This window comes from Nocardia sp. NPDC020380, assembly GCF_044386975.1.
Taxonomy (GTDB): domain Bacteria; phylum Actinomycetota; class Actinomycetes; order Mycobacteriales; family Mycobacteriaceae; genus Nocardia.
The window spans coordinates 281,631-307,931 of record NZ_JBIRVQ010000009.1; the positions used below are offsets into that span (position 1 = coordinate 281,631).

General features: G+C 67.2%; 33 protein-coding genes. 16 read left to right on the plus strand and 17 right to left on the minus strand.

Annotated features, from left to right (window positions below):
* Positions 1–231 precede the first annotated feature (231 nt).
* The 6 genes from ACH438_RS26250 to ACH438_RS26275 form a co-directional block, all read right to left on the minus strand.
* Positions 232–1,506 carry an MFS transporter gene (locus ACH438_RS26250; protein ID WP_397009681.1) on the minus strand — a complete coding sequence of 425 codons (1,275 nt, stop codon included), beginning with the start codon at positions 1,504–1,506 and terminating at the stop codon, positions 232–234.
* Positions 1,503–2,759 (minus strand): ATP-grasp domain-containing protein, encoded by a 1,257-nt coding sequence (locus ACH438_RS26255; RefSeq protein ID WP_397009683.1) that lies wholly within the window; start codon positions 2,757–2,759, stop codon positions 1,503–1,505. Before ACH438_RS26255 ends, ACH438_RS26250 begins: the two co-directional genes overlap by 4 nt.
* The gene (locus ACH438_RS26260) at positions 2,756–3,988 is read right to left on the minus strand and encodes an aminotransferase class I/II-fold pyridoxal phosphate-dependent enzyme (RefSeq protein WP_397009685.1); all 1,233 of its coding nucleotides are present in this window, start codon (positions 3,986–3,988) and stop codon (positions 2,756–2,758) included. Before ACH438_RS26260 ends, ACH438_RS26255 begins: the two co-directional genes overlap by 4 nt.
* A gap of 25 nt (positions 3,989–4,013) precedes the next feature.
* Positions 4,014–4,247, minus strand: a complete 234-nt coding sequence (locus tag ACH438_RS26265; protein ID WP_397009687.1) for a hypothetical protein — start codon at positions 4,245–4,247, stop codon at positions 4,014–4,016.
* Positions 4,248–4,466: 219 nt separating this feature from the next.
* Complete coding sequence (locus tag ACH438_RS26270) at positions 4,467–4,823, minus strand: acyl-CoA dehydrogenase family protein (RefSeq protein ID WP_397009689.1); 357 nt, start codon at positions 4,821–4,823, stop codon at positions 4,467–4,469.
* 10 nt (positions 4,824–4,833) lie between these two features.
* Positions 4,834–5,208: a hypothetical protein gene (locus ACH438_RS26275; protein ID WP_397009691.1), complete on the minus strand. Its 375-nt coding sequence runs from the start codon at positions 5,206–5,208 to the stop codon at positions 4,834–4,836.
* Between the two features lie 377 nt (positions 5,209–5,585).
* Here ACH438_RS26275 and ACH438_RS26280 point away from each other — a divergent pair, with 377 nt between their 5' ends.
* Both ACH438_RS26280 and ACH438_RS26285 read left to right on the plus strand, forming a co-directional pair.
* Positions 5,586–5,885 carry a hypothetical protein gene (locus ACH438_RS26280; protein WP_397009693.1) on the plus strand — a complete coding sequence of 100 codons (300 nt, stop codon included), beginning with the start codon at positions 5,586–5,588 and terminating at the stop codon, positions 5,883–5,885.
* Positions 5,882–6,280: a hypothetical protein gene (locus ACH438_RS26285; protein ID WP_397009695.1), complete on the plus strand. Its 399-nt coding sequence runs from the start codon at positions 5,882–5,884 to the stop codon at positions 6,278–6,280. Before ACH438_RS26280 ends, ACH438_RS26285 begins: the two co-directional genes overlap by 4 nt.
* 25 nt (positions 6,281–6,305) lie before the next feature.
* On the opposite strand, the gene ACH438_RS26290 is transcribed toward ACH438_RS26285, so the two are convergent.
* The 4 genes from ACH438_RS26290 to mtnA are packed head-to-tail and all read right to left on the minus strand — an operon-like array spanning position 6,306 to position 10,370.
* Positions 6,306–7,412 carry a protein kinase family protein gene (locus ACH438_RS26290; protein ID WP_397009697.1) on the minus strand — a complete coding sequence of 369 codons (1,107 nt, stop codon included), beginning with the start codon at positions 7,410–7,412 and terminating at the stop codon, positions 6,306–6,308.
* A gap of 17 nt (positions 7,413–7,429) precedes the next feature.
* Complete coding sequence (mtnC, locus tag ACH438_RS26295) at positions 7,430–8,113, minus strand: acireductone synthase (RefSeq protein WP_397009699.1); 684 nt, start codon at positions 8,111–8,113, stop codon at positions 7,430–7,432.
* Positions 8,110–8,682 carry a 1,2-dihydroxy-3-keto-5-methylthiopentene dioxygenase gene (locus tag ACH438_RS26300; RefSeq protein ID WP_397009701.1) on the minus strand — a complete coding sequence of 191 codons (573 nt, stop codon included), beginning with the start codon at positions 8,680–8,682 and terminating at the stop codon, positions 8,110–8,112. Before ACH438_RS26300 ends, mtnC begins: the two co-directional genes overlap by 4 nt.
* A gap of 20 nt (positions 8,683–8,702) precedes the next feature.
* Positions 8,703–10,370 carry an S-methyl-5-thioribose-1-phosphate isomerase gene (mtnA, locus tag ACH438_RS26305; protein ID WP_397009703.1) on the minus strand — a complete coding sequence of 556 codons (1,668 nt, stop codon included), beginning with the start codon at positions 10,368–10,370 and terminating at the stop codon, positions 8,703–8,705.
* Between the two features lie 309 nt (positions 10,371–10,679).
* Here mtnA and ACH438_RS26310 point away from each other — a divergent pair, with 309 nt between their 5' ends.
* The 4 genes from ACH438_RS26310 (at position 10,680) to ACH438_RS26325 (ending at position 13,000) form a co-directional block, all read left to right on the plus strand.
* Positions 10,680–10,961 (plus strand): hypothetical protein, encoded by a 282-nt coding sequence (locus ACH438_RS26310; RefSeq protein WP_397009705.1) that lies wholly within the window; start codon positions 10,680–10,682, stop codon positions 10,959–10,961.
* Entirely contained in the window at positions 10,958–11,371 is a 414-nt protein-coding gene (locus ACH438_RS26315; RefSeq protein WP_397009707.1) for a hypothetical protein, read from the plus strand. The genes ACH438_RS26310 and ACH438_RS26315 overlap by 4 nt, the downstream gene beginning before the upstream one ends.
* Positions 11,372–11,432: 61 nt before the next feature.
* Positions 11,433–12,233: an alpha/beta fold hydrolase gene (locus ACH438_RS26320; protein WP_397009709.1), complete on the plus strand. Its 801-nt coding sequence runs from the start codon at positions 11,433–11,435 to the stop codon at positions 12,231–12,233.
* Positions 12,233–13,000, plus strand: a complete 768-nt coding sequence (locus ACH438_RS26325; RefSeq protein WP_397009711.1) for a MerR family DNA-binding transcriptional regulator — start codon at positions 12,233–12,235, stop codon at positions 12,998–13,000. Before ACH438_RS26320 ends, ACH438_RS26325 begins: the two co-directional genes overlap by 1 nt.
* Before the next feature lie 9 nt (positions 13,001–13,009).
* Here ACH438_RS26325 and ACH438_RS26330 read toward each other — a convergent pair whose 3' ends face one another.
* Positions 13,010–14,254: a KasA/KasB family beta-ketoacyl-ACP synthase gene (locus ACH438_RS26330; RefSeq protein WP_397009713.1), complete on the minus strand. Its 1,245-nt coding sequence runs from the start codon at positions 14,252–14,254 to the stop codon at positions 13,010–13,012.
* A 39-nt stretch (positions 14,255–14,293) separates the two neighbouring features.
* Here ACH438_RS26330 and ACH438_RS26335 point away from each other — a divergent pair, with 39 nt between their 5' ends.
* From ACH438_RS26335 to ACH438_RS26345, 3 genes are all read left to right on the plus strand, one after another.
* Positions 14,294–14,854, plus strand: a complete 561-nt coding sequence (locus tag ACH438_RS26335) for a TetR family transcriptional regulator (protein WP_397009715.1) — start codon at positions 14,294–14,296, stop codon at positions 14,852–14,854.
* 35 nt (positions 14,855–14,889) lie between these two features.
* Positions 14,890–15,306 carry an NUDIX domain-containing protein gene (locus ACH438_RS26340; protein WP_397009717.1) on the plus strand — a complete coding sequence of 139 codons (417 nt, stop codon included), beginning with the start codon at positions 14,890–14,892 and terminating at the stop codon, positions 15,304–15,306.
* A 120-nt stretch (positions 15,307–15,426) separates the two neighbouring features.
* On the plus strand, positions 15,427–16,548 hold the full coding sequence (locus ACH438_RS26345) for an NAD(P)H-dependent flavin oxidoreductase (RefSeq protein WP_397009719.1): 1,122 nt from the start codon (positions 15,427–15,429) through the stop codon (positions 16,546–16,548).
* A 59-nt stretch (positions 16,549–16,607) separates the two neighbouring features.
* Here the strand turns inward: ACH438_RS26345 and ACH438_RS26350 are convergent, their stop codons facing one another.
* Positions 16,608–17,177, minus strand: coding sequence for a dihydrofolate reductase family protein (locus ACH438_RS26350; RefSeq protein WP_397009721.1), 570 nt, complete (start codon positions 17,175–17,177; stop codon positions 16,608–16,610).
* A gap of 150 nt (positions 17,178–17,327) precedes the next feature.
* Between ACH438_RS26350 and ACH438_RS26355 the strand changes: the two genes are divergently transcribed.
* From ACH438_RS26355 to ACH438_RS26370, 4 genes are all read left to right on the plus strand, one after another.
* Positions 17,328–18,335, plus strand: coding sequence for a sigma-70 family RNA polymerase sigma factor (locus ACH438_RS26355; protein WP_397009723.1), 1,008 nt, complete (start codon positions 17,328–17,330; stop codon positions 18,333–18,335).
* A 54-nt stretch (positions 18,336–18,389) separates the two neighbouring features.
* The gene (locus ACH438_RS26360) at positions 18,390–18,887 is read left to right on the plus strand and encodes a hypothetical protein (protein WP_397009725.1); all 498 of its coding nucleotides are present in this window, start codon (positions 18,390–18,392) and stop codon (positions 18,885–18,887) included.
* A 79-nt stretch (positions 18,888–18,966) separates the two neighbouring features.
* The gene (locus tag ACH438_RS26365) at positions 18,967–19,746 is read left to right on the plus strand and encodes an HNH endonuclease family protein (RefSeq protein ID WP_397009727.1); all 780 of its coding nucleotides are present in this window, start codon (positions 18,967–18,969) and stop codon (positions 19,744–19,746) included.
* Positions 19,747–19,775: 29 nt separating this feature from the next.
* Positions 19,776–20,069, plus strand: a complete 294-nt coding sequence (locus ACH438_RS26370) for a hypothetical protein (RefSeq protein ID WP_397009729.1) — start codon at positions 19,776–19,778, stop codon at positions 20,067–20,069.
* Here ACH438_RS26370 and ACH438_RS26375 read toward each other — a convergent pair.
* Positions 20,004–20,618 (minus strand): LysE family translocator, encoded by a 615-nt coding sequence (locus ACH438_RS26375; RefSeq protein ID WP_397009731.1) that lies wholly within the window; start codon positions 20,616–20,618, stop codon positions 20,004–20,006. The genes ACH438_RS26370 and ACH438_RS26375 overlap by 66 nt on opposite strands.
* 108 nt (positions 20,619–20,726) lie before the next feature.
* On the opposite strand from ACH438_RS26375, the gene ACH438_RS26380 reads away from it, so the two are divergent.
* Entirely contained in the window at positions 20,727–21,179 is a 453-nt protein-coding gene (locus ACH438_RS26380; protein ID WP_397009733.1) for an Lrp/AsnC family transcriptional regulator, read from the plus strand.
* 9 nt (positions 21,180–21,188) lie between these two features.
* On the opposite strand, the gene ACH438_RS26385 is transcribed toward ACH438_RS26380, so the two are convergent.
* Together ACH438_RS26385 and ACH438_RS26390 are read right to left on the minus strand one after the other, a co-directional pair.
* On the minus strand, positions 21,189–21,923 hold the full coding sequence (locus ACH438_RS26385) for an MFS transporter (protein ID WP_397009735.1): 735 nt from the start codon (positions 21,921–21,923) through the stop codon (positions 21,189–21,191).
* Positions 21,924–22,047: 124 nt separating this feature from the next.
* The gene (locus ACH438_RS26390) at positions 22,048–23,148 is read right to left on the minus strand and encodes an Lrp/AsnC family transcriptional regulator (protein ID WP_397009737.1); all 1,101 of its coding nucleotides are present in this window, start codon (positions 23,146–23,148) and stop codon (positions 22,048–22,050) included.
* 118 nt (positions 23,149–23,266) lie between these two features.
* On the opposite strand from ACH438_RS26390, the gene ACH438_RS26395 reads away from it, so the two are divergent.
* On the plus strand, positions 23,267–24,022 hold the full coding sequence (locus ACH438_RS26395; protein ID WP_397009739.1) for a hypothetical protein: 756 nt from the start codon (positions 23,267–23,269) through the stop codon (positions 24,020–24,022).
* Positions 24,023–24,050: 28 nt separating this feature from the next.
* Here ACH438_RS26395 and ACH438_RS26400 read toward each other — a convergent pair whose 3' ends face one another.
* Positions 24,051–24,503 carry an SRPBCC family protein gene (locus ACH438_RS26400; RefSeq protein WP_397009741.1) on the minus strand — a complete coding sequence of 151 codons (453 nt, stop codon included), beginning with the start codon at positions 24,501–24,503 and terminating at the stop codon, positions 24,051–24,053.
* Positions 24,504–24,547: 44 nt separating this feature from the next.
* Here ACH438_RS26400 and ACH438_RS26405 point away from each other — a divergent pair, with 44 nt between their 5' ends.
* Entirely contained in the window at positions 24,548–25,078 is a 531-nt protein-coding gene (locus tag ACH438_RS26405; RefSeq protein WP_397009743.1) for an NUDIX domain-containing protein, read from the plus strand.
* 4 nt (positions 25,079–25,082) lie between these two features.
* Here ACH438_RS26405 and ACH438_RS26410 read toward each other — a convergent pair whose 3' ends face one another.
* Positions 25,083–26,171 carry a serine hydrolase domain-containing protein gene (locus tag ACH438_RS26410; protein ID WP_397009745.1) on the minus strand — a complete coding sequence of 363 codons (1,089 nt, stop codon included), beginning with the start codon at positions 26,169–26,171 and terminating at the stop codon, positions 25,083–25,085.
* Positions 26,172–26,301 lie beyond the last annotated feature (130 nt).

Sequence of the window (26,301 nt, forward strand, 5' to 3'; positions counted from 1 at the left end):
CAGGCCTCCGATCGCCCCGTCCAACGAGGACGGACAGCTCACGGCAGGCTGCGTCCACCGCGCCCTGAGCACCGAGAACGACGGCGCCACAGCCCCATAACCGCTGTACACATTGGGCCCCGGCGACAACAGGGGTGCCGGCGCATCGGCCCGCGCCGGCCCCGCAAGACCACCGACCGAGCAGGTAAGAAGAGCAAGCCCGAGCCCCGCAATTCGATTCACGATCGCAGACTATGCGCTTTCCCCCTGAGCGCCAACGACTCCCGCCCCACGTGTCTCCAGGTGCGGCCGGCTCCGTTCGGCCCAGCGGACGATCGGGGGAACCGCCAGACCGGTCACGGCGAACAGGGCGCCGAGGACCCACCATCCCGGCATCCCCCAGCCGATACACAACGCGATCACCACGACCGGGCCGAGGGTGATCCCGAGACCCAGACCCATGCCGAACAGACCCTGGTACTGGCCGACCGCATCGCGCGGAGCCAAGGCGAACGACAGCTCGAAACCGCCTGCGGCCTGCCACATCTCCCCGACCGTGTGAATGATCACCGCAATCGGCAGGAGCGCCATGGCGAACCACACCGGGGCGCCGGCCATGGTCGAGATCAGCGCGGCAGCGAGCAGAAAGGCGAAGCCCGCGCGGCGAAACGCGCGGCCGCCGAGAGCGGGCGTGGTGACGCCGCGGCTCGCTCGAACCTGAAACAGGACAACGACGACGGTGTTGATCAGCATCACCATCGACACCGACCACTTCGGCGCCAGCACCTGGTCCACCAGCCACAACGGCAGGGCCACCGATCGCATGCGGTACTGGATCGCCATCACGCCGTCGAGCAGGGTCAACACGAGGTAGGGACGATCGCGCAACGCCACCCAGCGCTGCCCGGAAGCGTGCGGCCGCGGCGGCAGGTGCGGCAGGAAGAGTACGACCAGCGCCGCCGACGCGTAGGTGACGGCGCTACCCCCGATCAGCAGCAGGTACGCCTGGCGGGTGTCGACCGCGATACCCCAGCCCGCGAGCAGCGCGCCCACCGAAATGCCGACATTGGTGACCGAGCGCAGATATCCACGGAACTCGGCCGGGCGCTCCCCGCCGTAGGCCTGTACGAACGGGCCGCGCGCCGCCTGTCCCGCCGACTGCGCGGCGGCGCCGAGACTCGCGGACAGCAGGAATGTCCAAAACACGTGTGCCAGACAGAGACCCGCCATCGACACCGCGCCCAAGGCGAGCGTCAGCGCGTAGACCGAGCGCGGGCCGCACCGATCGGCCAAGTGACCGAACGGAATCCCGGCCGCCAGCGATACCGCACCCGCCAAGGTCAGACCGATACCCACCTGAGCTGCGGGCAGATGCACGGCCCGGGTGAAGTACAGCACCCCGGCGGTGAGATAGATGCCGTAGCCGATCGTGCTCACCAGCGTCGCGAGCGCGAGCCCGCGGACAGCAGTGCCGCCGTCCGGAAGTATCCCGGAGGTCCAACGACGCAGCCTGGCGTGGATGGTCATCGGCGCACCGACCTTTCGGGCACGACGCTGTCGGCCATGACGAACCGGACCGAGCGGGCCAGGTCCGCGGCGAGTTCCCGTGCCCGAGTTCCGGTCTCCGCGCCGACGACGATCAGCCCGACCCGGTCGCCGGCACAGCGCAGCGGGGAGATCACGTCGCCGGGCCCGGCCGAGAGTTCCGCGTGCAGCACCGCGGGGTGCGCGCACACCTCGTCCCAGCCCTCGATCGTGAGAATCCGGCCCGGTGGCGGAGTCAGGTGCCGCAGCGCCGCACCCCGAGTGGGCCCGGTCGGGCCGGGAGTCCGTGGCAGGTCCAGCAAGTCGTCGATGATCGGCCCGAACAACTCGATACCGGGGATGGCGTACTCGAGCATCTTGTGGATCCATACCCCGCCGAATCGGCTGTGCACCTCGCCGAGCACGACGCCGGTCGATGTCAGCCAGACCTCGACATGGAACGCACCGAAATGCAGGCCGAGGGTGAGCAGAGCCGCGGACACCGTGCTCTCGATCTCCCGGCGCCGCTGCTCGGGCAGGTCCGCGGGTAGCGTGTGCGCGATCTCGGCGAAGAACGGCGGCGGCACCGTCTCCTTCGCGGTGATCGCGAGGACGACGGGCCGACCATCCTGGAAGAACCCCTCGACACTGAATTCGGTTCCGGCTACGAACTCTTCGATGAGGAACTCGTCCCGCTCGGGCAGCAATGCCAGCGCCGCGGGCAGATCGGCGGCCGCGGAGATCAGGCTCACCCCGGTACTGCCCATGGCGTCGCGTGGTTTGACCACGCACGGCCACGAGGCCTGGCGCAGAAAGGCTTTCGCATCCTCGGCGTTCGTGCACAGCCGGACGGCGGGCTGCGGGAAGCCTGCCGCGGCCAGCGCCGCCCGGCAGGCGTCCTTGGTGCGTGTCCGGCGGATCACTGCGGGCGGGTTGCCCGCAACGCCGAGCGCGGCCGCCGTCTCGGCCGCGGCGACCTGGGCCATCTCCAGCAGGGCGAAGACCGCGTGGATGTTCTCGCCTGCCGCGACGCGCCGGCGTGCCCACGCGGCGATCTCCTCCGGCGCGGAGAAGCCCACGGCCGCAGCCTCATCGGCTGCGGCCACGATCGTCGGCGTGGCCGCGAGGACCGGCGCGCCGGCGGTGACCAGCGTGCGGACCCCGCGGGCGGCGGCCTGCGCGAGCACCGATTCGGCTTGGTCCACGCTGAAGGCGCGGGCGCGGGCGCCGCCGACGAGCATCAAGGTGGGTTTCATTCGCGAGCGCCCACGGCGACCGGTCCGCGCTGCAACAGCGTATTGATCAGCGCGCAGAACTCTTCGATCTCCGCGGCCGACATGTTCGCGCGCAACATCACGCGCAATCCGGCGCGACCGCGGCCGATGATCGGGAAGAAGATGGGCGGCGCGAAGAAGCCGGCGCGCAACAGATCCTGCGCCAGCACCACACAGCCCTCTTCGGAACCGACTTCCACGAACCGAATCGGCAGGCCGTCACCCCGCTCAGCGGTCTCCACGAGGCTGTCGAACAGAGTGATGTTGTCCTGCAGGCGATTCTGCAGTTCGATCAGCTCGCCGGTCCGGTGCAGTCCGGCGGAGGCGAGCACGGCGCCGAGGCCCGCGGTATTGATCCGCTGCGACCACATCAGTGGGGCGGCGCTGCGCAGCGCGGTGTCGACCCGTCCCTGGGAACCGCGGGGGCCCAGGAAGATCGCGCCACCGGAGGCGCCGAAGCCCTTGTTCAACGAGATGATGATCACGGTGCGGTCGTTCATCGCACCCATCGTTTCCAGCACCACCCCGCGCCCGTACCGTCCAACGGTGGAGATGCTGTGTGCCTCGTCGAAGAGCAGGAACAGGCCGTACTTGTCCTGCAGGCGTAGCAGTTCGGCGATCGGTGCGCGGCCGCCGGTGCTGTACACGCCGTCGGCCACGAACGCGACCTGCCGGTGCTGACGGCAGAGATCCTCCAAGGCGTCGAGGTCGTTGTGGCGGATCGTGACGATCTCGGCCTCGTCCGCCACGTTCGGCTTCATCGCGTTCATGCAGAAGTGCGCGTTCTTGTCGAACACCATCAGCGGCGAGACGTCGTTCGTGAGCAGGCCCGAGGCGATCAGCGGCAGGCTCGTCCACGCCGCGGCGGCACAGGAATTGACGGTGACCGCTTCGACATCGAAGAGCTCCGACAAGGCCGTCTCGGCGTCCTGGAGCAGACCGAACCGGAGCCGCATGCGGGAGGCCGAGGTATTGAGCGCTCCCTCGGCGAGCACCGCCGCGGCCGCGGCCTCGACCAGACCGGGGTGGGTGTCGAGACCCAAATACGAATAGGAAGACATATTGACGAACTCGTGGCCGTCGGCGACCGCTCGATGCCTGCCGTCACCGAGTCCGGTGACCGGAATTCCGAACAACCCAGCCTTTTTGGTGACATCCCAGAAATCGGCGCAGATGCCCACGGACTTCTTGATATTGAGGAATTGATGCATGGTGAACGTGATCTCCCTCGGAGGTTTATACCGACCGGCTTGCCGGCTGCGGAATTTCGGTTCTGACCGGCGGGCGACTCGCGTGGTGTTTGCCGGCACTGCGATAGAGGGTGTCGTGGATGCCATCGGCGATGAGCAATGCGCCGAGGTCGCGACGGGCCTTGGCGACCGGTGAGTCCGCCCGGTAACCGGCGGCTCCGAGCAGTTGCGCGAGCTCGGTCACGGCCTGATAGGTGGTGTCGATGCCATGGGCCTTCATCTCCCAGCCCACTTGCTCGGCCCGGTCGGGCCTCGGCGTGTGCCAGCTGCGCGGCCATCGTGGTGCCCAGCAGCGTGGTCGTCAGCTGGGCGTGCGCCCGGCCGAGAGTGATGAGAGCGGAGTCGCGCGATTGCGTGATCTCCCCGCTGGACATCCGGTGCTCGAGATGAGCGGTGACGGTATCGAACACCCGCGCACCGGCCCCGAGCGCCGTCGCGGTCACCAACGGGCGGTATGCCGTGAAATGCTTGCGCAGCAAGGACATTCCGTGCCCGAGCAGGACATCGCGGCCGGGGTGCACAGGTACCGCATCGAGTTCAAGCACACCCACGTCCAGCCGGCCAGACCCGCCGGTGCGACGGGCCGCCGATGCAGCCCCGGCTCGGTGGCATCGATCGCCGCGGCGGCCTGCCGCCCGCCCGGATCCTGGAAGAACACGATGAACACCGCCGCCTCGGTGAGCCGGCTGATCCACGTCTTACGCCCGCTGACCAGCCACGTCCCGCCCGGACCAGCGGTGGCACAGGTGCGTGCCGCAGCCGGCCGCGAACCGCCGTGCGGTTCGGTGGTGGCCACACCGACCAACTCACCCGCCGCGACGCGCGGCCCCCCACCGATCGCGCAGCGCCGGACACCCGTACCGGTCGATGAGCCGCCCGTGCCCGATGGTCACCGCATCCCGCAGATCCACGTCCCGGTATCCGCAAATGAACTGTGCCAGAACCCCATACAGCGGCGAGCCGGTCATCGTGTCGAGAAACCCACGTTCGACCATCGCCAGCCGCACAGCCTGCAGCCGCCGCGACCGCTCGCCCCCATCGGGTAGATCCACAGAACACGCGGCAAGCACCGCGCCCAGCTCGTTCTCCATGGCAGCCAGCCGATTCCAGTCGACCTCATCGCCAGGATCGAGCACCCGCCGCACCGGCCGCAGCCAGCCCTCGACCACTGCCCCGCTCACCGCGGACCCCCAGCACGCGCGTGCCGCCCCACATTTCGACGTCGATCACGGAATATCATTGTCAACCTTTCTTTCCGACCCACCCGGAAATACGATCCTGTTCTGCGCACGCCGAATAAACCCGACATGCAGCTACTGATTACGCACAGATCCAGCAATGAGTAAGGCCCCGAACCCCTTTCCCGCAGCCATCAACACGAACCTGCTCCCCCAACGGTTCGACCCACCCCAAAACAATCTCGACCGATGATCGAAGCCGGAATGCCATTCATCGATCGACACAGTGAATTCGCCGGCTCCCGAGACTGACAGCCGAAATACCGATCGTTTGGATCAATACCCGTGCCGCGGAGGGTCAGCTCGAGTAGAGTGACGTCATGACATCATCGAACTTCCCGCTACGAGGCCTCAGCGAAACGGACAAGTACCTGCTGCAGCGCGCCGCCGCGCAGGCCGGGATGTCACAGAACCAGTACGCCCTCAGCCGGCTCCGAGCCGCCCTCGACATCGACCTGCCCGGCGCTCGTCACGCCTACGAACATCGTGACGAGTTCGCCGAGCGCGCCATGCGCCGCCTGGGCATCGACCCCGACTCTCCCGAATTCGCCAAGAACCAGGTGGAAGCCCGCGCAGTGCTCGCGCGCGCCGACCAGCTGCGCAGAGGGGAGACAGCGTGAGCGCTGCTGCCGGAATCATTCTTCTCGACAGCACCACCCTCACCGCCTACGAACGTGACCTAACCCGCCGCGCACAGACCATCGTCCTCGACGCGGTACTCGACGGACGGCTCGTGCTGACCACCGCTTTGTCGGTGACCGCAGCCGCCGCCGAACTCGGTCACGATGCACGAGAGCTGTCGTTCCTACTCAACGACCCCGAAAGCCCGCTGACCGTGCTGACTCTCGGCCAGAGTGCCCTCGACATCGGTTCCGCCGCAACCGAACCGACTCTCGCCGGTGTAAAGATCGCAGCCGTCGTCCATGAAGCGCGGGCGGTGAGCGCCGTTGTGTTCACCTACGAGCCGAAGCTCTATCACGGGCAGCCGGTCGATGTGGTCGACATGCGGCCTTGACGGTATGTGACGCCGAAAATCTCCCTCAGATTTCGGGGTACTCCGGGAGACTTTGTCTATGAAGATCTTTGCCGTTCAGTAGGCGGCGGATCTCCTCGTCGGGGTAGGGGGTGGTGCGGGTGTCCTGTTGGAACGCGCGGGTGAATGTGGTCATTGCTGCGGCGACGGGCGCGTGGCGGGTGAGGATCGTGGCGGTTCCGTCGGGGATGTCTTGGGGTGGCAGGCCTTCGGCGATGGCGGCCGCCGTTGAGGCGCGTGTCTCGCGGGTTTGTAGCCCGTAGAGGGCGGTGAGTAGCCAGTTCACCAGGTAGGTGGAGGTGAAGGCTTGGTCGTAGCTTTGGTTTTGGTCGAGGAAGGTGACTTCCTGCGGCGAGAGGTCGAACTCGGAGGAGAGGGAGAGGCCGTAATCGCTGAAGTAGAGGCGTCGACCGTCGGTGAGGATGTTCCAGAAGTGTGCGTCAATGTGCAGCAGCCCATGGCTGTTCATGAATGCGGGACCGGCTGCCAGTTCGCGCTCGACCATGGCGCAGGCTCGGTCGGTGGCGTCACTGCCTGCCTCGATCTGGGTGTTGAGCCAGTCGTGCAGGGTTTGCGGGATGTATTCGAGGAACAAGGTGATGCTTGCCGAAGAGTCGCGGACGGCCTCGATTCGGCGGCGCACTTGCGGTCGGTCGTCCCAGTAGGCGACGACGCGGTCGATGTCGGCGAGTTCGGCCGGTAGCGGGGTCGTGTCCGGCAGCACCCGCCAGTGGTACATGAGGGGGAAGCCCTCGTAATCGGCGGCAAGTACCCAGTTCGTCGTCATGGCGTGCACGGCGAGCTCGCGCCAGGCCCCGAAACCTGCCCCGCCGATGAGGCCGACACCGTAATGGAAGAACATCGGCAAGTCGAACAGGTTCGCTGTGGACCGGACGTGTTCGGGCTGTCGTTCGAGGTCGGTGAGGGGTATTCGTTTGACGAAGACCGGGGTTCCGGCGATCTGCAGCAGTGCCGACCTCCCGCCGATGCCGATGCCGAGCGGTGTGGCCGCATCCACGAGCTCGCGCAACGCATCATCGCTGTGCAGCGCCAGCGCCGTGGAGACAGCGCTATGGGTGCGCAGGCGCTGCGAGCGCGACATGTCACGAGTCACTTGCGTTCCGGCGCAACCTAGTTCGGTTCGACGTCCGCGAAGTCGCTGATCCAACGGTGCGGGGGGCGAGGAGCGTTCGGTTCGCCCGGGCGGGTTACACCGAAGGCGTGCCAGCCTGCGGCCACGGCCGCGTCCACTTCGTCCGGGTGGTCGGAGAGGAAGAGGATGCTGTCGGCGGGGACGCCGATGGCGCCGGCGATCTTCTCGTAGGAGGAAGCCTCGCGTTTCGGGCCCGCCGTCGAGAGGTCGAAGTGGCCGCTGATCAACGGGGACAGGTCGCCGCCGCGGGCGAAGGCGAACCAATCCTTCTGGTTGCGAACCGAACCCGAGGAGTAGATGTAGAGTTCCAGCCCGGCGTCCCGCCAGGCGCGCAGGACGGGCGGGACATCGGGGAAGAACTCGCCGTGCAGGGAGCCGTTGCGGAAGCCCTCGGCGCAGATGATGCCTTGGGCGGCCTTGAGCGGCTCGGACTTCACATCGGTGTTCAGCCAGTTGATGAGGATCTCGGCTACGCGCGCATCATCGGCATCCGGCTCGCCGGCCTGCGCGCGGGTGGCGTCGATGATGGGATCGGCTGGGCCGCCCTGGTTTTCGGCCAGCCACCCGGGGAGGCGGTCGCGGGTGTAGCCGTAGAGCTCCTCACGGACCGAACTGGTCGGGCTGGTGGTGCCCTCGATGTCGAGGACGACAGCTTTGATCATGCCGCGGTCAGCTCGTCGAGGGTCGGGAAGCCGCCGGAGATCTTGTCGCCGGTGAAGTCACCGATCCAGCCGTCTTCCTCCTCGAAGAAGCGGACGGCGACGAACTCGGGGCGGGTGCCCATGTCGAACCAGTGCAGGGTGCCCGCCGGCACCGAAACGAGGTCGCCCGCGGTGCACACCGTGGCCAGCACCTCGTCACCCAGGTGCAGGTAGAAGCAGCCCTGACCGTGCGCGAAGAAACGAACCTCGTCCTCGGCGTGGCGGTGCTCGTCGAGGAACTTGGTGCGCGCGGCCTCGGCCTTGGCGGGCCACTCCGCATCGTCGGAGGGGTGGATGCGGGCGACGTCGATGAACTTGTAGCGCCCGTCGCCGTTGAGTTCGTCGATGCGCGACCGATATTCGGCCAGCAGGTCCTCGGTGCTGGTGTCGCCGGACAGGCCGGCCAGCAGCGGCCAGCGCTCGAAGGTGATGCCGCGCTTGTTGAGTTCGGCGGCGATCACCGCGTCATCGCCGGTGCGCAGCTTGACGTCGGCGGCGTCCCGGTCGGACATGATCTGCAGCAAAGTCATCGGAAGGATCCTCCTCGGATCTAGTTGTCGCCCAACGGAAGTTCACGCCGTCCGGTCAGAGTCGTCAATTCGCACATGGCCTCGAGGCATTCGGCGCGATCGCGCGCCTGTGCCAGAGTCGCACCCCACGCCGTGATGCCGTGGCCCGCGATGAACAGCACGGGCGGCGCATCCGGATGCTCGACCAGATACTTCTCGATATCGACGCCGATCTGCGGCACGTCGGCATGGTTCGGGAACACCGGAATGTCGATCACATCCGGGCGCTCTCCGCCCAAGCCCTTGATCAGCTCGTAGCCCGTGAAACGCGTGGTGTGCACGCCACCTTCGAACTCGCGGATCGACAGCGCGGTGGCATGCGGCGGATGCACATGCACCACGGCCTGCGCGCCCCGCGTGCGATACACGGCGGTGTGGATCGTGGTCTCCGCCGACGGGCGACGCGAATCCTCGCGCACCGGCCGGGAATCCGCCACGGCCACCGTCACCATGTCCTGCGCGCCGAGCTCACCCTTGGACAGGCCGCTGGCCGTGATCACGGCCGTATCGCCCTGCCGCACAGAGATATTGCCCGCCGTGCCCGGCATCCAGCCGTTCGCGTACAGGCCGCGCGCAATGCCCGCGATCTCCGCACCCGCCGATATCGCCTCAGCGGCAACCGCATCCGCACCGTCGACAGCCGACCGCGCCACGGCCGGATCGCGCAGCACACCGAACTCGGTGACGACCGCCGTCACCAGCTCGGGCGGCGTCACATCGAAGGCCGGGTTGAACGTCTGCGTCCCCTCGGGAGCCGTTGTCACACCACCGAATCCGGTCACCTCGGCCGCGGCACGCTGCTCGACGACGATGTCCCCGCCCCGCGCAGTGGTGATATCGCGCGTCGACTCGGGCGCGACCACGATGAACGGAATCCCATGATGCTTGGCCGCAATCGCCAGCATGTAGGTGCCGATCTTGTTGGCCACCGACCCATCGGCCGTAATGCGGTCCGCACCCACGATCACTGCGTCGACATGCTCCGTACCCATAGCCCAGGCAGCGGCCGAATCGATGGTGAGCCGATGCGGCACACCGGCTTCCGCCATCTCCCACGCGGTCAACCGAGCCCCCTGCAACAGCGGCCGCGTCTCGTCCACGATCACCTCGGCGACCTTGCCCCGCTGATGCAACACCCGAATCGCACCAATCGCAGTCCCCCAGGCCGTAGTAGCCAGCCGCCCCGTATTGCAATGCGTCAACAGCCGCAACGGCCGATCACCACACAACTGCTCCAGCAGATCACCGGTATGCGTAGCAGCGGCCAGATTCACCCGGCCATCCTCGGCCAGCAGTTCCAGCGCCTCGTCCTCCATGGCCGGCACACCGTCGCCCAGCTTCCCCAGCGTCCGCTGCACCCCCCAAGCCAGATTCACCGCGGTCGGCCGCGCCGCCGCGATCCGCGCAGCCTCCGCCTCGACCCGCCCGGCATCCACCACACCATCGACGATCGCCGCCCGAGCCGCGATCACCACCCCAAAGGCCCCCGCCACCCCGATCGCCGGCGCCCCCCGCACGGCCAATGTCTTGATGGCATCGATAACCTCGTCGACCGTCGTGATCCGCAGCTCCCGCAGTTCGTGCGGCAACGCGCGCTGATCGATGGTGACCAGCACACCGTCGGCCCACGCGATCGAACTCTGATCCATCTACAACTGTCCTCTGGGTCGGCAAACACGGTCGGCAAACACGGCAGGCCCGCTCGCAGGCGGGCACAAATCAAAGGTATCGAACCCCGCCAACCCCGCGACCGGCAGGTTTCGGATCACCCCAATCCGAATCCCCGACCCGACATCCCAGATGCCCGACCAACCTCCGACGCTATCAGCGGAATTTCACGCGGTTGCTGGAGGCGGAGGGGCTGCGGTCCAGGGTCGGTAGCGCGTCGTGAGCGGGAGTATGGAGATCACCGCGCGGTCAGCTCGGCGTTTCGGGTATGTACGGGTTACCATCCGGGTATGGCTCGACAGCGTCGCACCCGCAAGATAACCGTGACGATGCCGGAGGAGATCGCCGCCACCCTCGATGATTGGCGCGACAGTGGCCGCATCGAGTCCGTTTCGGCGTTCGTCGCCGAATCCGTGCGCGTCCGGGTGAACAGAGCCGAATCGCTGGCCCGGCTCGAGACCGTGTTCGGTGGCCGGCCGCCGCTGGATCTGATCAACCGCGCCCGAGCCGTACAAGGGTTGCCACCTTTATCGGATGAGGAGGCGCCCGGCGATCACGCCGGCGCGGCATGACCCTCGCCGGCGCGACGCTGGGTGGCGTCGTCTTCGATACAGCCGCGCTGACCGCCTGGGCCCACCGCGTGGCATATGTGCAATCGGTCGTGTGGGCGACCGCGGATGCCGGCCACACCATCGTCGTCCCCGCTACCGCCTTGGCCGCGGCCCGTGCCCTCATCCCGGTGGGCCGACTCGACATTCTCTCGGTGCTGCTGGATCTTCCGAATACGGTCATCCAGCCGCTGGACCGGCCGGCCAGTGATCAGCTGGGTGCCGCCCTCGCCGACCGTCCTGACGCGGATGCGCTGATCCCCGCGGGTCACGCCACGATCGAAGCGGTGAGCCGTGATTGGCCCTGCCTCACCGACCGCCCGGACACCCTCCGCAAACTCGACCCGCGCGTGCAGACCGACAAACTCCCTTGATGCGCACAGCGTTTCGTTCCGGCTTGACCTGACGCAGCGTCAACCTCGGAGCATGGTCGCCATGACTACGACAACGACTCGATTCGAGATCCACCACGACGGTGTCACCATCCCGGTGTCGCGCGGTGGCCGGGGACGCCCGCTGGTCTTGTGCCCGGGCCTGAGTTCGACCCAGGCCGATCTGCACGAGCTGATCGTGCTGCTGCGCCGCGACCACGATGTACTGACCTTCGACCTCCGCGGTCACGGACTCAGCTCGGCCGCCGCACGCTACTCCTTCGATGCGTTTCTCGGTGATCTGGTCGCCGTGATGGCGGATCTGCCACGCCTGGAACTGCTTTCGCCGCCGGTCCTCGTCGGCTGTTCATTGGGCGCGGACCTGGCCGTGCACTACGCAGCCGAATATCCCGGCAGCGTCGCGGAACTCGTTCTCATCGACGGCGCGAACCCCGTACCCGAACCGTTCCTCACCGAGGCGGACCTGCCCGAGTTCCGCGCGATGTGGCAAGCCCTCGCACTGTGGAACGCAGCGGCCGAAGGCACCGCACGGCAAGTGCTGCTCGGCGCACAGCAGATCCTCGACCTGAACATCGAGGTGGATGCGGTGCGCTCCCGGATCCTCGATCGGTACCGCGAGATCGACTGCCCGATCAGCATGATCCTGTCCGACTCGATGGCGAGCGGCGGTAGTGAGGAGCGCGCGGAGTGGCGTGATCGGAACTGGCACATGGGCATTGAGCGCCTCGTTCGCGCGCGCCCGCACATCGCCACCACCTGGGTCGATGCCGACCATCGCCTGGTCTCCACCCACGCACCGGAAGTCGCCCGCATCATCCGCAGTATCTCCGGAAGACTGGTCTGATGCTGACCATCGGCGAGCTGGCCGCCTACGCCGGGGTGACGGTCCGCGCCGTGCGGCACTATCACGCGAAAGGTCTACTGCCGGAACCGGAACGAGACCACTCCGGCTATCGCAGATACAACGCCGCCGCGGTGATCGAGCTGATCAAGATCCGGACCCTCGCCCAGGCCGGCGTGCCACTGGCCCGCGTCCGAGAACTGCTGCGAGCCGACGATCAGGAGTTCGCCACCGCGGTCGCGGACATCGACCAGCGGCTTCAGGACGAAATCCGGGAGCGCCGACAACTTCGCGAGCGAATCGCACGACTCGCCGCCGGCGACAGCCTTGCCCTGCCGCCGGAGGTAATCGACTTCCTCGACCAGCTCCGCGCTCTCGGTGTCGACGAGCGGATCGTGTGCGTCGAACGAGACGGCTGGATCCCCCTGGCCGCCCACTCACCCGAGCGGGTCCCGGAATGGATGGCGCGCAAACGAGAACAGATCGCCGACCCCCGATTCATCGACTTCTATCTGACCCTCGGCCAAGCTCTCGACCGAACCGAAGACGACCCGCAACTGGTCGAGGCGGCAGACCGATTGGCCGACTACATCGCGCAGGTCGCCGCCGAGCAGGGCGAGGATTACATCGACGACGCCGATATCGAAGCATCCTTCGTAGAGCTGCTGGATGCCATGGTTTTCGCCGCCGCGCCGCCCGCTCGACGCCTGATAGAACTGTTGCGCCAGCGCGGATGGACCGGCTGGAGCAAGCTCGAACGCGTGCGATGAACCCCGCGCCTAGGCCCGGCCGAGAGCGAGGGTCACATTGTGCCCGCCGAAGCCGAACGAATTGCTGAGCGCATAGTCCGGATGCTGGTGACGTGGCTTGTCCGCCACCACATCCAGTTCCGTATCGAGGTCTCCCTGCTCGAAATTCAATGTCGGAGGCACGATCTGCTCACTGAGGGTCCGCAGCGTGAGGATCGCCTCCAACGCCCCGACCGCTCCGATGGAATGCCCGAGCGCCGACTTCGGCGCGTACACAGAGGCATCCGGGCACACGGCCATGATCGCCTTGGCCTCGGACGCATCGCCGACCTGCGTCCCGGTGGCATGCGCATTGACATGCCCGATATCCGCACCCGAAAGACCCGCGGTCGCAATGGCTTTACGCATGGCGCGCGCCGCACCGTCACCATCGGGCGCCGTGCCGGTGATGTGGTAACCGTCCGACGTGATGCCCGCACCCAGCACCCGCCCATAGATCTGCGCCCCACGCGCCCGCGCATGCTCTTCGGATTCGAGTACCAGCACGGCCCCGGCCTCGCCGAAGACGAACCCGTCGCGATCCCGGTCGAAAGGCCGTGAGGCGCGCTCGGGTTCATCGTTCCGGGTGCTCATCGCGCGCATCATGGCGAAGCTCGCAATGGGAACCGCGTCGATATGCCCCTCGACGCCACCCGCGACGACCATATCGGCCTCCCCCGTGGCGATCAGCCGCCAACCGTGCGCGATGGCTTCGGACCCGGATGCGCACGCCGAAACAGGCGTGTACACACCACCTTTCGCCCCGATCTCCAATCCGATGGTGGCCGCCGACCCGTTCGGCATCACCATGGGCACCGTCATCGGTGGCACCTTCCGATACCCGCCGGCTCGCATCACATCCACCGCATGCACGAGCGCATCACCACCCCCGAGCCCGGTGCCCACCGCCACGGCCAGCCGCTCGGCCTCCACGTCGGGAGTCCCCGTGTCCCGCCACACCCGCCGCCCGAGCACGAGCGCCAGCTGCTGCACGAAGGACATCCGCCGCTGCTCGATCCGCGTGAGCTGCTCGCCGGGTTGCGCCACGAGCCGTCCGCCGATCCGTACCGGCAGTTCGTTCTCGGTCACGAAATCGTCGGTGAGCGGCCCGATTCCGCTGTCCCCGGCCAGCAGGCGTGCCCAGGTCGTGTCGAGGTCGGCGCCCAGGCAGGTGGTGGCCGCCATGGCGGTGACCACCACGGACCGCCGAGTTTCTGTACCAGTTGTTACAGCCATGCCGATATGGATACCTGTACCACCCGCTACAGTCAACCCGTGCCCCGTCCCCTCGATCACGCCCGCCGCGCCGAACTGCTCGCCGGTGTCATCACCTACATCGCCGAGCACGGCCTCATGGACCTGTCCCTGCGCCCACTCGCCGAATATCTGGGCACCAGCTCGCGCATGCTCATCCACTACTTCGGCACCAAGGAGGCCATGCTCATCGCCGCCCTGGAGACCCAGCGGCCCGATATCGCGGCACTTTTCGAGGGCATAGACGATGCCGAAACCCTCCGCTCCCGCCTGAGTCACTCGGTAGTGCTGAACACCTCCGGCCAGGCCGGAACGAGTCTGCTTGTGCTGCTTCAGGTCCTGGGCATCGCGACGGTCCCGGGCAGCCCGTTCAAGACCTATGCCCGGGAAGCGGTGGAGGTAGTGGTGACAGCCCTGACGCAGGCCCTGGCCCGCATCGACCCAGCTCTCCCCGACCCCGAGGCGTCGGCGACCTTGATGGTCTCCGGAGTCCGTGGCCTGATCCAGGATTGGTGGGTCACCGGCGACACCGAGCGTGTCGATCGCGCCGTGGCCATGCTGGTGGCCCGCGCCGTCGGCTGAGTTACACCCCGCAACCCTCCGGCTAGGCTGCGCGCATGCGGACTGAACGGGAGCAACGCCTGATCGACACCGTCGCCTGGGTGCGGATCGAGGACGGTCGAATCCTCTGCGCCCGCCCGGCGGGCAAGGATGTCTTCTATATCCCGGGTGGCAAACGCGAAGGCGCAGAGACCGATCTGCAGACGCTGGTCCGTGAGATCGAGGAAGAACTCACGGTTTCCCTGCTGCCGGAAACGGTTTCGCATGTCGGCACCTACGAGGCCCTGATTCCCGACGCCGTCGTGCGCATGGCCTGTTACACCGCCGACTACTCCGGCGAGATCACCCCGAGCAGCGAGATCGAGGAGATCGCCTGGTTCACCTACGCCGATCGCCCGCACGTGCCGCCGGTGGATCAGTTCCTGTTCGATGACCTGCGCGCGGACGGCCTGCTGGCCGAGTCCGATAAGTAGAACATGTTGTTGACTTTGACCGGCCAGTAGTCGTGGACGGACTAGTCCGAATGTAGAACATGTTCTAGTGTGGTGTGAGCGACATTCCAGTGCCGGAAAGTTAGAGGAGCCCACCACACCATGCGTACCGAGATCTGCGATCGCCTGGGCATCGATGTCCCCATCTTCGCCTTCACCCACTGCCGCGATGTAGCCGCGGCGGTCAGCAATGCCGGCGGGCTGGGCGTGCTCGGCGCGGTCGGGTTCACCCCCGAGCAGCTCGAGGTGGAGCTGGAGTGGCTGGACGAGCATGTACAGGGCGTCTACGGCGTGGACCTCGTCATCCCCTCCAAGTACGAGGGCAAGGGCGTCGACGGCCTCACCCCGGAAGAACTGGAAGCCAAACTGGCGGAACTGGTTCCGCAGGGCCACCGCGATTTCGCCGAGCAGCTGCTCAATGATCACGGGGTCCCGCACCTGCCCGCCGAAGAGCACCACAACCAGCTGCTGGGCTGGACCGCCACCACGGTCGCCCCGCAGATCGACGTCATCCTGAAGCACCCCAAGGCCAAGCTGGTCGCCAACGCGCTGGGCACCCCGCCCGACGACGTCATCAAGCAGATCCAGGATTCGGGCCGCCTCATCGGCGCCCTGTGCGGTTCGGTCAAGCACGCCCTCAACCATAAGCGGGCCGGCCTGGACTTCGTGGTCATGCAGGGCACCGAGGGCGGCGGGCACTGCGGCGAGATCTCCTCGCTGGTGCTGTGGCCGCAGGTCATCGACGCGATCGGCGATATGCCGGCGCTCGCCGCGGGCGGTATCGGCAACGGCCGTCAGGTCGCCGCCGCGCTGGCCATGGGCGCGGCCGGGGCGTGGACCGGTTCGCTGTGGCTGACGGTCGAGGAGGCGAATGTGCCGCCCGCCCAGATGCAGACCTACATCGAAGCCTCCAGCCTGGACACCGTGCGCTCGCGCTCCTGGACCGGCAAGCCCTGCCGCATGCTCAAGAACGACTGGACCGAGGCCTGGGAGCGCACCGACACCCCGGACCCGCTGCCCATGCCGCTGCAGATGATGGTCGCCCTCGACGGCGTCAAGCGCGGGCACCGCTACCCCGAGGCCGCCAAGGACGTGAACTTCAACCCCGTCGGCCAGGTCGTCGGCCTGATGAACAAGGTCGAGCGTTCCGCCGACGTGGTGCAGCGGCTCATCGCCGAATACCTGGAGGCGTGCGACCGCCTCAATAAACTCAACAACGCCTGACCGGAACGAGATTCGGCGCCCGCCGCGGCATTGCGGTGGGCGCGCCTATCTGTCCGGGGTCAGTCGAACCGGTAGATCAGCAGGGTGATGGCGTCGCCGACGGATCGGATCTCATGGCGGCGCAGCGATTTCGGTCCTCCGTCACCGAAGAGCCGCGTACCCGACCCGATCACCAGCGGAAACACCAGCAGCCGAACCTCGTCGACGAGGTCGCGCGCCAGCAAGGTAGGCACCAGCCCGCCACTGGCGTAAACGACGATCTCACCGTCCAGATTCTGCTTCAGCTTCGAAACCTCCTCGACCACATCACTTTTAACGATCGTCGAGTTGTTCCAGTCGGCGTGTTCGAGCGTCGCCGACACCACGTATTTGGGCAGGCCGTTGAGCCTGTCGGCATAAGCGCCGGTCCGCTGCGGCCATCGCGCGGCGAAGAACTCATAACTGCGGCGGCCCATCAGCATGGCCTCGGCGCCCTGCGCCTCCTCGAACAGGACATTGCTCCACGCCTCCCGTTGCGCTTCGATCCCGCCGAAATCGAACCAACCGCCGGGCACCAAGCCCTCGTCCCCGTTCGGGTCCTGGATGACTCCGTCGATCGATACGTTCGCGCTGACGATGATTCTTCCCATGGCGGTTCTCCTTCGATGCTGAGGTGGGCTATCACTGAGGTAGAAACCGCGACATCAGGAAACTGGGCGCGCCACGGCCGCCCACTTCTCGCTCCGGCCGGTGTCTGTACACGGTGGACGTACGCACGATGCGGAAGAGGTGACGCGAGGGTGATGACCGGCGATCTGATGGCGCGAGCTCGCAGCGGGGACGGCGAGGCCTTCCGCACTTTGACCGAGCCGTACCGGTGGGAGCTGCAGGTGCACTGCTACCGGATGCTCGGCTCGTTCCAGGACGGCGAGGACGCACTGCAGGACACGCTGCTGGCCGCCTGGCAGGGCCTGGACGGCTTCGACGGCCGTGCTTCCCTGCGCACCTGGCTATACCGGGTCGCCACCAACCGCTGCCTCAACGCGCGTCGCGCCGCGAGCCGGCGCCCGGCCAAGGAGTGGACCTTGTCCGAAGTCGAACCGCCCGAGCCCACCCGGATGGGCGAAATCACCTGGCTGGAGCCATTTCCCGACGCTCTGCTCGAAGGCGTCGCCCATGCCCCGCTGGGTCCGGAGGCCCGCTACGAGCAGACCGAAGCCATGTCCTTGGCGTTCATGACGGCTCTTCAAGTCCTGCCCGCACGTCAGATTGCCGTGCTGGTACTGCGCGACGTGCTCGGATTCCACGCGCGCGAGGTCGCCGAGATGCTGGATTCGACCGTCGAATCGGTCAACAGCGTGCTCAAGCGGGCGCGGTCCGGGCTGCAGCGCCGGCTCCCGGCGACCGCCGGCGGCGAATGCCCGCTGCCGGGTTCACCCGCCGAAGAGGCGATCGTCGCGAAGTTCGTCCACGCGTATCAGTCCGCGGACATCGACGCACTGGTAGCGCTGCTGACCGACGATGTCTTCCTGGCAATGCCGCCGATGCCTTTCGAATACCAGGGCTGCGAGGTCGTTGCCCGCTTCTGCGGCATGCTCTTCGATGTGGGCCGCCGCGTGGATCTCGTCCCGACCCGGGCCAACGGACAGCCGGCGTTCGGGCTCTACCTGCACGGCCCCGACGGCGTACGCCACGGCACCGGGTTCCTCGTCATCACCCTCACCGGTGACCGGATCAGCGCGATGACCCGATTCGAGAGCAGCGTGTTCCCCTGGTTCGGTCTCCCGCGCTCACTCCCCGGCCGATAGCCGCCTCCCGGCGGGGTTGCCGGAAGGCGGCCCGGCGCCGGGCTACGGTGTGGCATGGGCTGGGTCCAGAAGGTGTCGCGAGCAGGGTATTACGCGTTGCTCGCACTGCCGGATGCCTTCGCCCCGACGGGGGTTCGGGCCCGGGTCACCCGGCGGGTGTTCCGCAGTCGATTCGAATTGCAGGAACCCGGTGCCGGGCGAGCGGCCGCGCATTCGATACTGGCCGCGGCCGTGGGCCTCATTGCCTGGTTCGCGGTGTTCCTGGCGGCCCTGGCGGCGGTGCGCGGCGTGCTGTATCCGGTCGTCGCGGCGCATGAGTACCAAAATTCGTGGGGCGGCCCGACTTTGGCCGGAGCCTGGGCGGTGCACGCGGTCCTCGCGGTCGGCTTGCTGCCGCTGTGGTGGTTTCTCGTGGCCGGCCTCGGCGTACTGCAACTGCGTCTGACGCAGCGCCTGCTCGGCCGCACCGGGCCGTGGTGGCCGATCCCGGTGGCGGTGCTGCTATTCCTGGGCGGCATAGCGGTTTTCATAGCCTGGCTGCATCAAATCTGACGCAAGAGTGTGACACGCGTCTCCGATCCTCCCCTGCGACTTGCCGTTTCGTGCCGCGGGTTGCGACTGTGTTCGGAATATGTTGCAGAAGAAGCCATCACGCCTACGGAAACTGATCCTGCCCACAGCAATTGCCGGGCTACTGGTTTTGACGGTCCTCGCGCTGGTCGTGGTCAGCAAGCCCGCCACCAAGACACCGGATGCCGCAGGACCCGATCCGAAGGATCCGGTACCCGCCCAGGACGTCACCGCCCTACTACCCAAACTGGTTGTCGCGAAAGAAGCCTCGATGACCGGCTACAGCCGCGACAAGTTCCCGCACTGGGACGTCAATCGCCCCGTGCACGGATTCGGTGACCAGTTCGCCCAGTACAGCCGCTGCACCACCCGCGTGGTCATGCTGCTGCGCGACGCCGTCGGATCGGTCCGACTGGACCCGAAGACCTGCGAATTCACGATCGGCACCGGCGGCGGCTGGCGCGACCAGTACGGTGTCGCGGACCGCAAGACCGGCGAGCTGAAGCCCTACAAGTGGGTGACCGACCCCTCGGGCATGGACGCGGATCATATTGTCCCGCTGGCCGAAGCCTGGCGCTCCGGCGCCGCCGCCCTCGATGACGAGACCCGCCGCCGCATCGCCAACGACGCACTCAACCTGGTCGTCTCCGATCCGACCGCCAACCGGTCCAAGGGCGATCAGGATCCGGCGAACTATCTGCCGCCCGGGAACTTCCGGTGCGCCTATGTCTCTCGATATGTCCAGGTGAAAGTAAAGTACGCACTGACCGTCGATACCGCCGAACAGGCCGCACTGCGCACCGCCGTGGGCGACTGCGCCCGTCGAGGAGGGTTCAAATAGCCGAGATCGTCGAGCTCACCGCCGCCGTCATGACCGACGAGGAAGGGACGGTGTCCGGCGAGCTCGATGTCACCGTCGACGACCTCGGTCTGGGACTGGTCCGCTACCGTGGCACCGACACCTGGCTGACCATCGGCAATCTCGACGGTGAACCACCCCGGACCTGGGACACGGTCGAGGATCTGGTGACCGCGATCGAAGCGGAGAGCGGCGCCCGGGACTTCCTGGGCAATGTCATGCCTTTCGAGGCAGCACCGCTAACCGAGCCGCTCGATCAGCAAGAGCAGGCCGACGATGATCATCGCGATCCCGGAAATCCGTGAGATCCACCACGACACACTCGGTTTGGCCGCCAGAATGCGTCGCGCTCCGATACCGACGACGGTATAGAAGAGCCCGCAGGTAGCGACGAAGACCAGCCCGAGCGCGGCGAGCTGGATCGGCAGCGGCCACGCTCCGTGCCTGTCGGTGAACTGCGGCAGCATCGCGAGGAAGACCAGCAGGCCCTTGGGATTCAACCCACTGACGCCGATTCCGGCGAGCACACGCTGCGCGGGAGCACCGCCCGCGCCGGGTGAACCGGCCTGGAGCGCACCGGGTTTCCGCAGGATCGATATGCCCAGCCACAGCAGATAGCTGGCGCCCGACACGGTGAGCACGGTCAGGAACAAGGCCGAGGAGCCGATCACGGCGCCGACGCCCGCAGCGACCAGCAGCGTCAGGCCCAGATATCCGATCATCAAGCCGAGTACCGCCGGCGCCACCGTCCGATCACGTACCCCGGTGGCGAGGATGAACGCCCAGTCCGGCCCGGGCACGACTATCAGCACGAAGGTCAGGCCCCAGAAGGCCAGTAGCAGATTCGGATTCACGGGTGCCTCCCGACGCCGATCGCGATGCAGTCGACGCTATTGCCGAAGCGGCCGAAGAGGTTCCCATGTTTTGCCCGGCGCACCTGGCGGCGTGGAAGGATCTGTCCGATGGACGCCGTCGACCGGAAGATTCTTGCCGAGGTGCAGCGGAACGGCCGGGTGAGCATCACCGAGCTGGCGTCCCGCATCGGATTGAGTGTGTCGCCAACCCACCGCCGCCTACACGAGCTGGAACAGTCCGGGGTGATCCGCGCCTATCGCGCGCTCATCGATCCCGACTCGGTCGGGCTGAGCTTCGAGGCCCTGGTCTTCGTGACGATGCGCCAGGAAGACCGCGACACCCTGCTCGCCTTCGAGAAGGCGCTCGCCGCGATTCCCAATGTCCTGCAGGCGCAACGACTCTTCGGGGACCCGGACTACCTCGTCCGAGTCCGCACCCGCGACCTGGCCGCCTATGCCGACCTCGAGGACAACACCCTCTCGGCGCTGCCCGGCGTGCAACGATTGAACTCGACCCTCGTCATGAAGCAGGTCGTGACCGACCGCGCCATCCCGACCTGAGGTCGGCGTTCACTCTGTTCGGCGAGTCGACGCCGCGATACCCGCGCCGAGAAAAGTAATGACGGCGATGATCGCCCACAACACCACATAGGCGTGCTCGCTCGGCAACGGTTGACGCGCATGGGCTGTCGCGATGCCCGGCAGATGAATGGCACTGAGCACCGACGCCGCGGCCGCCGCACCCACTGCCCCGCCGATGGCGCGGGAGTTCGTATAGAGACCGATAGCAACGCCGGTCCGCTCGGGCCGGGTGGCCTCGGCGACCATCACCGGCATGGCCGCCACCACCAGCCCACCGCCGAATCCGCTGATCAGATGGCTCACTACGAAGATCCACACCGCGCCGTGATACCCGGCGACCAGCGCATAACCGAGCCCGACGAGTACGAACCCGAGCGTCGTCGCCCGCTGGAACCCGCCCACCCGAGCCGCGACCCGCGTGGTCAGCACGGCCGCGAGCACGGCGGCGCCGACCAGCGGGATGCTCAGCAGCGAAATGCCCATCGCGTCGAAACCGAAGCCGTATCCGGTGATTCGCGCATGCGCCGACAGGAACGTGGCATCGGCGGCCTGATTGCGCCCGGATATCGGGCAGCAGCGGCGTGATCTCGCCCTGCATGATGCCGTTGACGAAGTCGAACACCAGCAGGGACACGATGACGGCGGTGGCGGGAACGCGTGCCGCCGAAGCGCGTTCGTCGGCGGCGGGCGGTAAGGCAGACACCAGAGCAGGATGCCGCTCAACTACCGAAAGCCCTGGCCGGCTGCAGATAATCGATGAAAGCCCCTGCGCTGATGCAGGAATCGGTAAGCCGCAGACACCCATGTTTGCCAGCCGGCAGTGGCTCCTGGCCGGGTCGTTGCCGCGTTATGAGAAGCGGTCACCGGCGGAAGTGTCGCCCGCAAGCAGTGCGACCGCGTCTCGTTCACGGGCGATGAATTCATCGTCGTTCCACAGCCGCAGCGGTACCGCCCGCAGGTGACGGCCCTGCGGGTCGAGCAGGTGCCCGCCGAGCTTCACCGGCCACAGCGTGACCGCGCGGTCGGCGATGGTGAGCCCGGGAATCCGCTCACCCAAACGCTTTTCGAAGCCGGCGAGATCGTCGACCGAGCGCAACCACACCTGCAGGAGCAGATTGTGCGGGCCGGTCAGCTCCGCGCACATGCGAGTTTCCCTGAGCTGCGCCAGCTCTCGTGCGATCCGCGTCGTGTTCGCGGGGTCGGTCGTGCACCACAGCGCCGCGCCGATAGGCCAGCCGGAGACCGCGCGCGCCACCTCGATCCGGTAGGTGAGTGCTCCGTCGGCTTCGAGGCCGGCGAGCCGGCGGCGCACGGTCGGCGTCGACAATCCGGTGAGCGTCGCGAGCTGCGCCAGCGAGGCGCGTGGATCATCGCTCAGCGCATTGGCCAGCGGCAGGTCCCGATCGTGCACCGCGCGCGCCGGCGGATAGTCCGATCGGAGGCGGTCCAGCGGGGCGAGCCGCTTCAGCTTGTGGTCGTCGAGGCGATCGAGCCGCCACTGCCCGGCGTCGGCGTGCACGGTGGTCAGCGGTTGCGCCTCGAGTCCGGTCACACCCGGGATCTCGGCCAGCCGCAGGTCGCGGTAGCGGGCCAGCTGGGCGAGATCGGTGACGATGGCCATGACCAGCAGATTGCGCCGGCCGCTGAGGTGCTCGAGGTTGAGCACGTGCTCGTCGTTGCCGATGCTGCGCGCGATCTCGTGCACCCGGCCGGGCGCGCAGTGCACCTCGATGGCCGCGCCCTGGGCGCTGCGGCGTTCGAGCCGGGTCGCGCGGCTGGACATCCACGCATTGCCTGATTGCTCGAGCCTTGCCCAACGCCGGGACGCGGTGGTGGCGTCGACGCCCAGGGCCGCTCCGATGGTCTGCCAGTCCGCGCGTGGTGCCACTTGCAGCGCGGTGATCAGCAAATAGTCGAGTTCGTCGAGCTGGTTGATTGATTCCTGCATATCGATTCCGATGTTTTCGGATTTGCTGCAGATTGTCTGCCGATTCCACTGTGATGTGCACCATACATCTCACCGACGCAGCGCCTCGGCGGTCGGTTGGATATACGGAGGTCACCACATGAGCATGCGGACTCTCACCGCGGTCACACTGCCGGTCATTGCCACTGTCGGACTGGGCGCCGGAGCGGCGAACGCCACGCCGGACACCCCTGATCAGGTGGCGATTCACTACACGGTGAACAGGTCCGGCGACTCGGCGGTGCTGACCGCTCCCGGCGCCCGATTGAGCACGGACGACAACCAACTCGTCATCCGGGACAGCGCCGGCAATATCGCCGCCTCGATTCCGCTCGCGTACCGCATGGATGCCACGGCCTACCCGATCGCACTCCGGATCGACGGCGACACAGCCACTCTCACGCCCACTCGCACCGACGGGGTCGCCGTCTCCGATCCCGCCGGGCCGTCGGACCTGGTGCCCGCCGCCAAACTCGATTCGATCGCGGAGGCGTTCACACTCCGCGATCAGCAGGCACTGCTGGCGCTCGCCCAGCGCGCCACCATCGGCAGCGTGACCAGCGCGGTGCTGGGCGCGATCGTCGGCGGCGGCGCGGGCTGCCTGCTCGGCGCGGCGGTCGGCGCCACCACCGCCGGTGTGGCCACGCTGCTGGCCGGCCTGCTGCCCGGCGCCGCGATCGGCTGCCTGGTCGGAATGGGCACCCTCGGCCCGATCGGCGCGGTCGGTGGTCTGATCCTCGCCGGCGGGCCGATTCTCGCGTGGTCGGCGTTCCAGTACTTCTCGACCATCATGTCGCCGTGCACCGCTCCGACGCTGTACTGCCAGGATCCGGCGAACCCGCAGCCCAAGCCCTGACACCGCACGCCGGAGCCGGCCTCAGGCGCTAATCCTGCACGGTGGCAAGGGTTTCCGACCGCTCCTTGACCCCGTCGGTCATGCCCTGGAAGCCCTTGCGCAGCGCGGCGCCCATGAGCCCGCCCACCACGGGGCTCAGCGGGCCCTCGAGCTGGAAGTGCGAGTCGTAGCGGGCGCGCCCGTCGCCGAGCGGCGTGACGGTGTGCGAGCGCTCGCTGCGCAGCAGCCCGAGCGGCATCGGCTTCATGGCGTAGCTGAATTCCTTTCCCGGCGTGTGGGTCCGGATGAATTCCTGCTGGGCCCGCGGCTTGGGCCCGCCCAGCCGCACCTGCATATCGATCGGGGAACCCGGTTCCAGGGTGGTCTTGCACTCGGGAACGAAGGGGTTCCACTCCCCGTAGTTGTCCACATCGGTGAGCACCTGCCAGACCAGCTCGGCGGGTGCCTCGATCTCAACGCTGTAGTCGATGACGATGGCCATGAGGGCACAGTACTGAAACCAGTTCCAGAACGTACGGTCGGCTCATGACTATCGCTGACCGCTACCCCGTCCTGCACGCTCCCGCCCGCTGGGAGTGGGGCGGCCTCGACGTTCAGTTCTCCACCGACCTACCGCCGGACGAGCTGGTCACCAATGTGCACGTCATCTGTTTCAGCGGCGACCGAATCGTCCTGTGCCGCGACGATCGTGACGTCTGGCTGCTGCCCGGCGGCACCCGCGAAGAAGCGGAATCCGTGCACGACTGCGTTGTTCGCGAACTCCGTGAAGAGGCGGGCGCGGAACTCGCGGGCCCCGTTCAGTGGATCGGCGCCCACTACGCCACCACGGACCGCCCGCTCCCCTACCGCCCCTGGCAGCCGCACCCCCACAAGGCCTGGCTCTGGTGCACCGCCGAGGTGATCCTCGCCGGCGCCCCCACGAATCCCGATGACGCCGAACAGATCCTGGAGGTCCGAGCCTTCCCGCCGGCCGAGGCCGTCCGGCTCTCCGCCGGCGACGGCCCGCACCTCCCCGAACTCCTGACCCTGGCAATGGAACTCCATCACGGCCGCTGAAGCGCTACGGGCACAGGGCGTGTTTCATGAGTCCGAGGAAATCGGGCTCCTTGTCGAAGGGCCCGGTCATGGCAATGGTGATGGCCCGGCCCTGATCGGAGGCGCCGGAGAGGGTGACGAAGCCCGAGATGCCGCCGGTGTGGCCGAAATACTTCGCGCCACAGCCGAGATCCGTGGAGCCGATCCCCAGGCCGTATTGCATGGGGATGCCCGGCGCGTCCTTGGTGGCGAGCATCTCGTGCAACTGCGCCTGGGTCACGATGTGGCCGGCGAGCAGGGCCAGGAAGAAGCGGTTGAGATCGGCGCCGGTGGAGATCATGGCGCCCGCGGTCCAGGCCACGGAGGGTTCCTGGCGGGTGACATCGGTGCGGGCGCCGTCGATGATGGCGTAGCCCTCCGGGTGGGGTCCGCGGATATCGAGTTCCCGGGTGCCGGGCAGGTAGGTGCCGGACAGCTGGTTGGGGGTGATGATGCGGCCCTGGAGTTCCTCGGAATAGGGCCGGCCGGTGACCTTTTCGACGATCATGCCCGCGACGATGTAGTTGGTATTGGTGTATTTGAACTGCGCGCCGGGCGGGAACTGGGCCGGATGCTGCAGCGCTATCGCGACCTCTTCGGCGGGAGTGAACGTGCGGCCGGTGACAGCGGCCTTGTACTCGTTGATCTCGGGGAAGTCGGTCAGTTCGGGCAGCCCGCTGCGATGCTGCAGGATTTCGCGGACGGTGATGGCGCGGCCGTCGACGCCGTCACCTTTCAGCAGTCCGGGCAGATAGGTGTCGACGGAGTCGTCGAGCTTGATCTTGCCCTCGGTGACCAGCTGCAGAATGATCGAGGCGGTAAAGGTTTCGAGATGCTGCCGATCCGCACCTGCTCCGGCGGGGTGATGGGCATCGGCACGTTCTTGCCCGAGTCCGCGAGACCCGAAGCGAACGTGACGGTCTGGCCGTTCTCGGTGAGGGTGGCGATCGCGCCCGTCATCCCGGATCGGGTGAGGCCGTCGATATCGTCCCGGACCTGCTGAACTCGCTTGGGAGACACCGCGACCGGGGTGCTCGACACGGTCTTCGGTGAGCTGTCGTGCACGGTCGAACACCCCGCGACGGCCAGTACAGCGAGCACGGTCAGTGTCGGCAGGATTCGCATAATCCGACCGTAGGTAGCGGCGCCCCTGCGGACATCCGGGCCTGTCCCTGAGTGCGCCCCTGAGAAACCCCGGGCGGAAA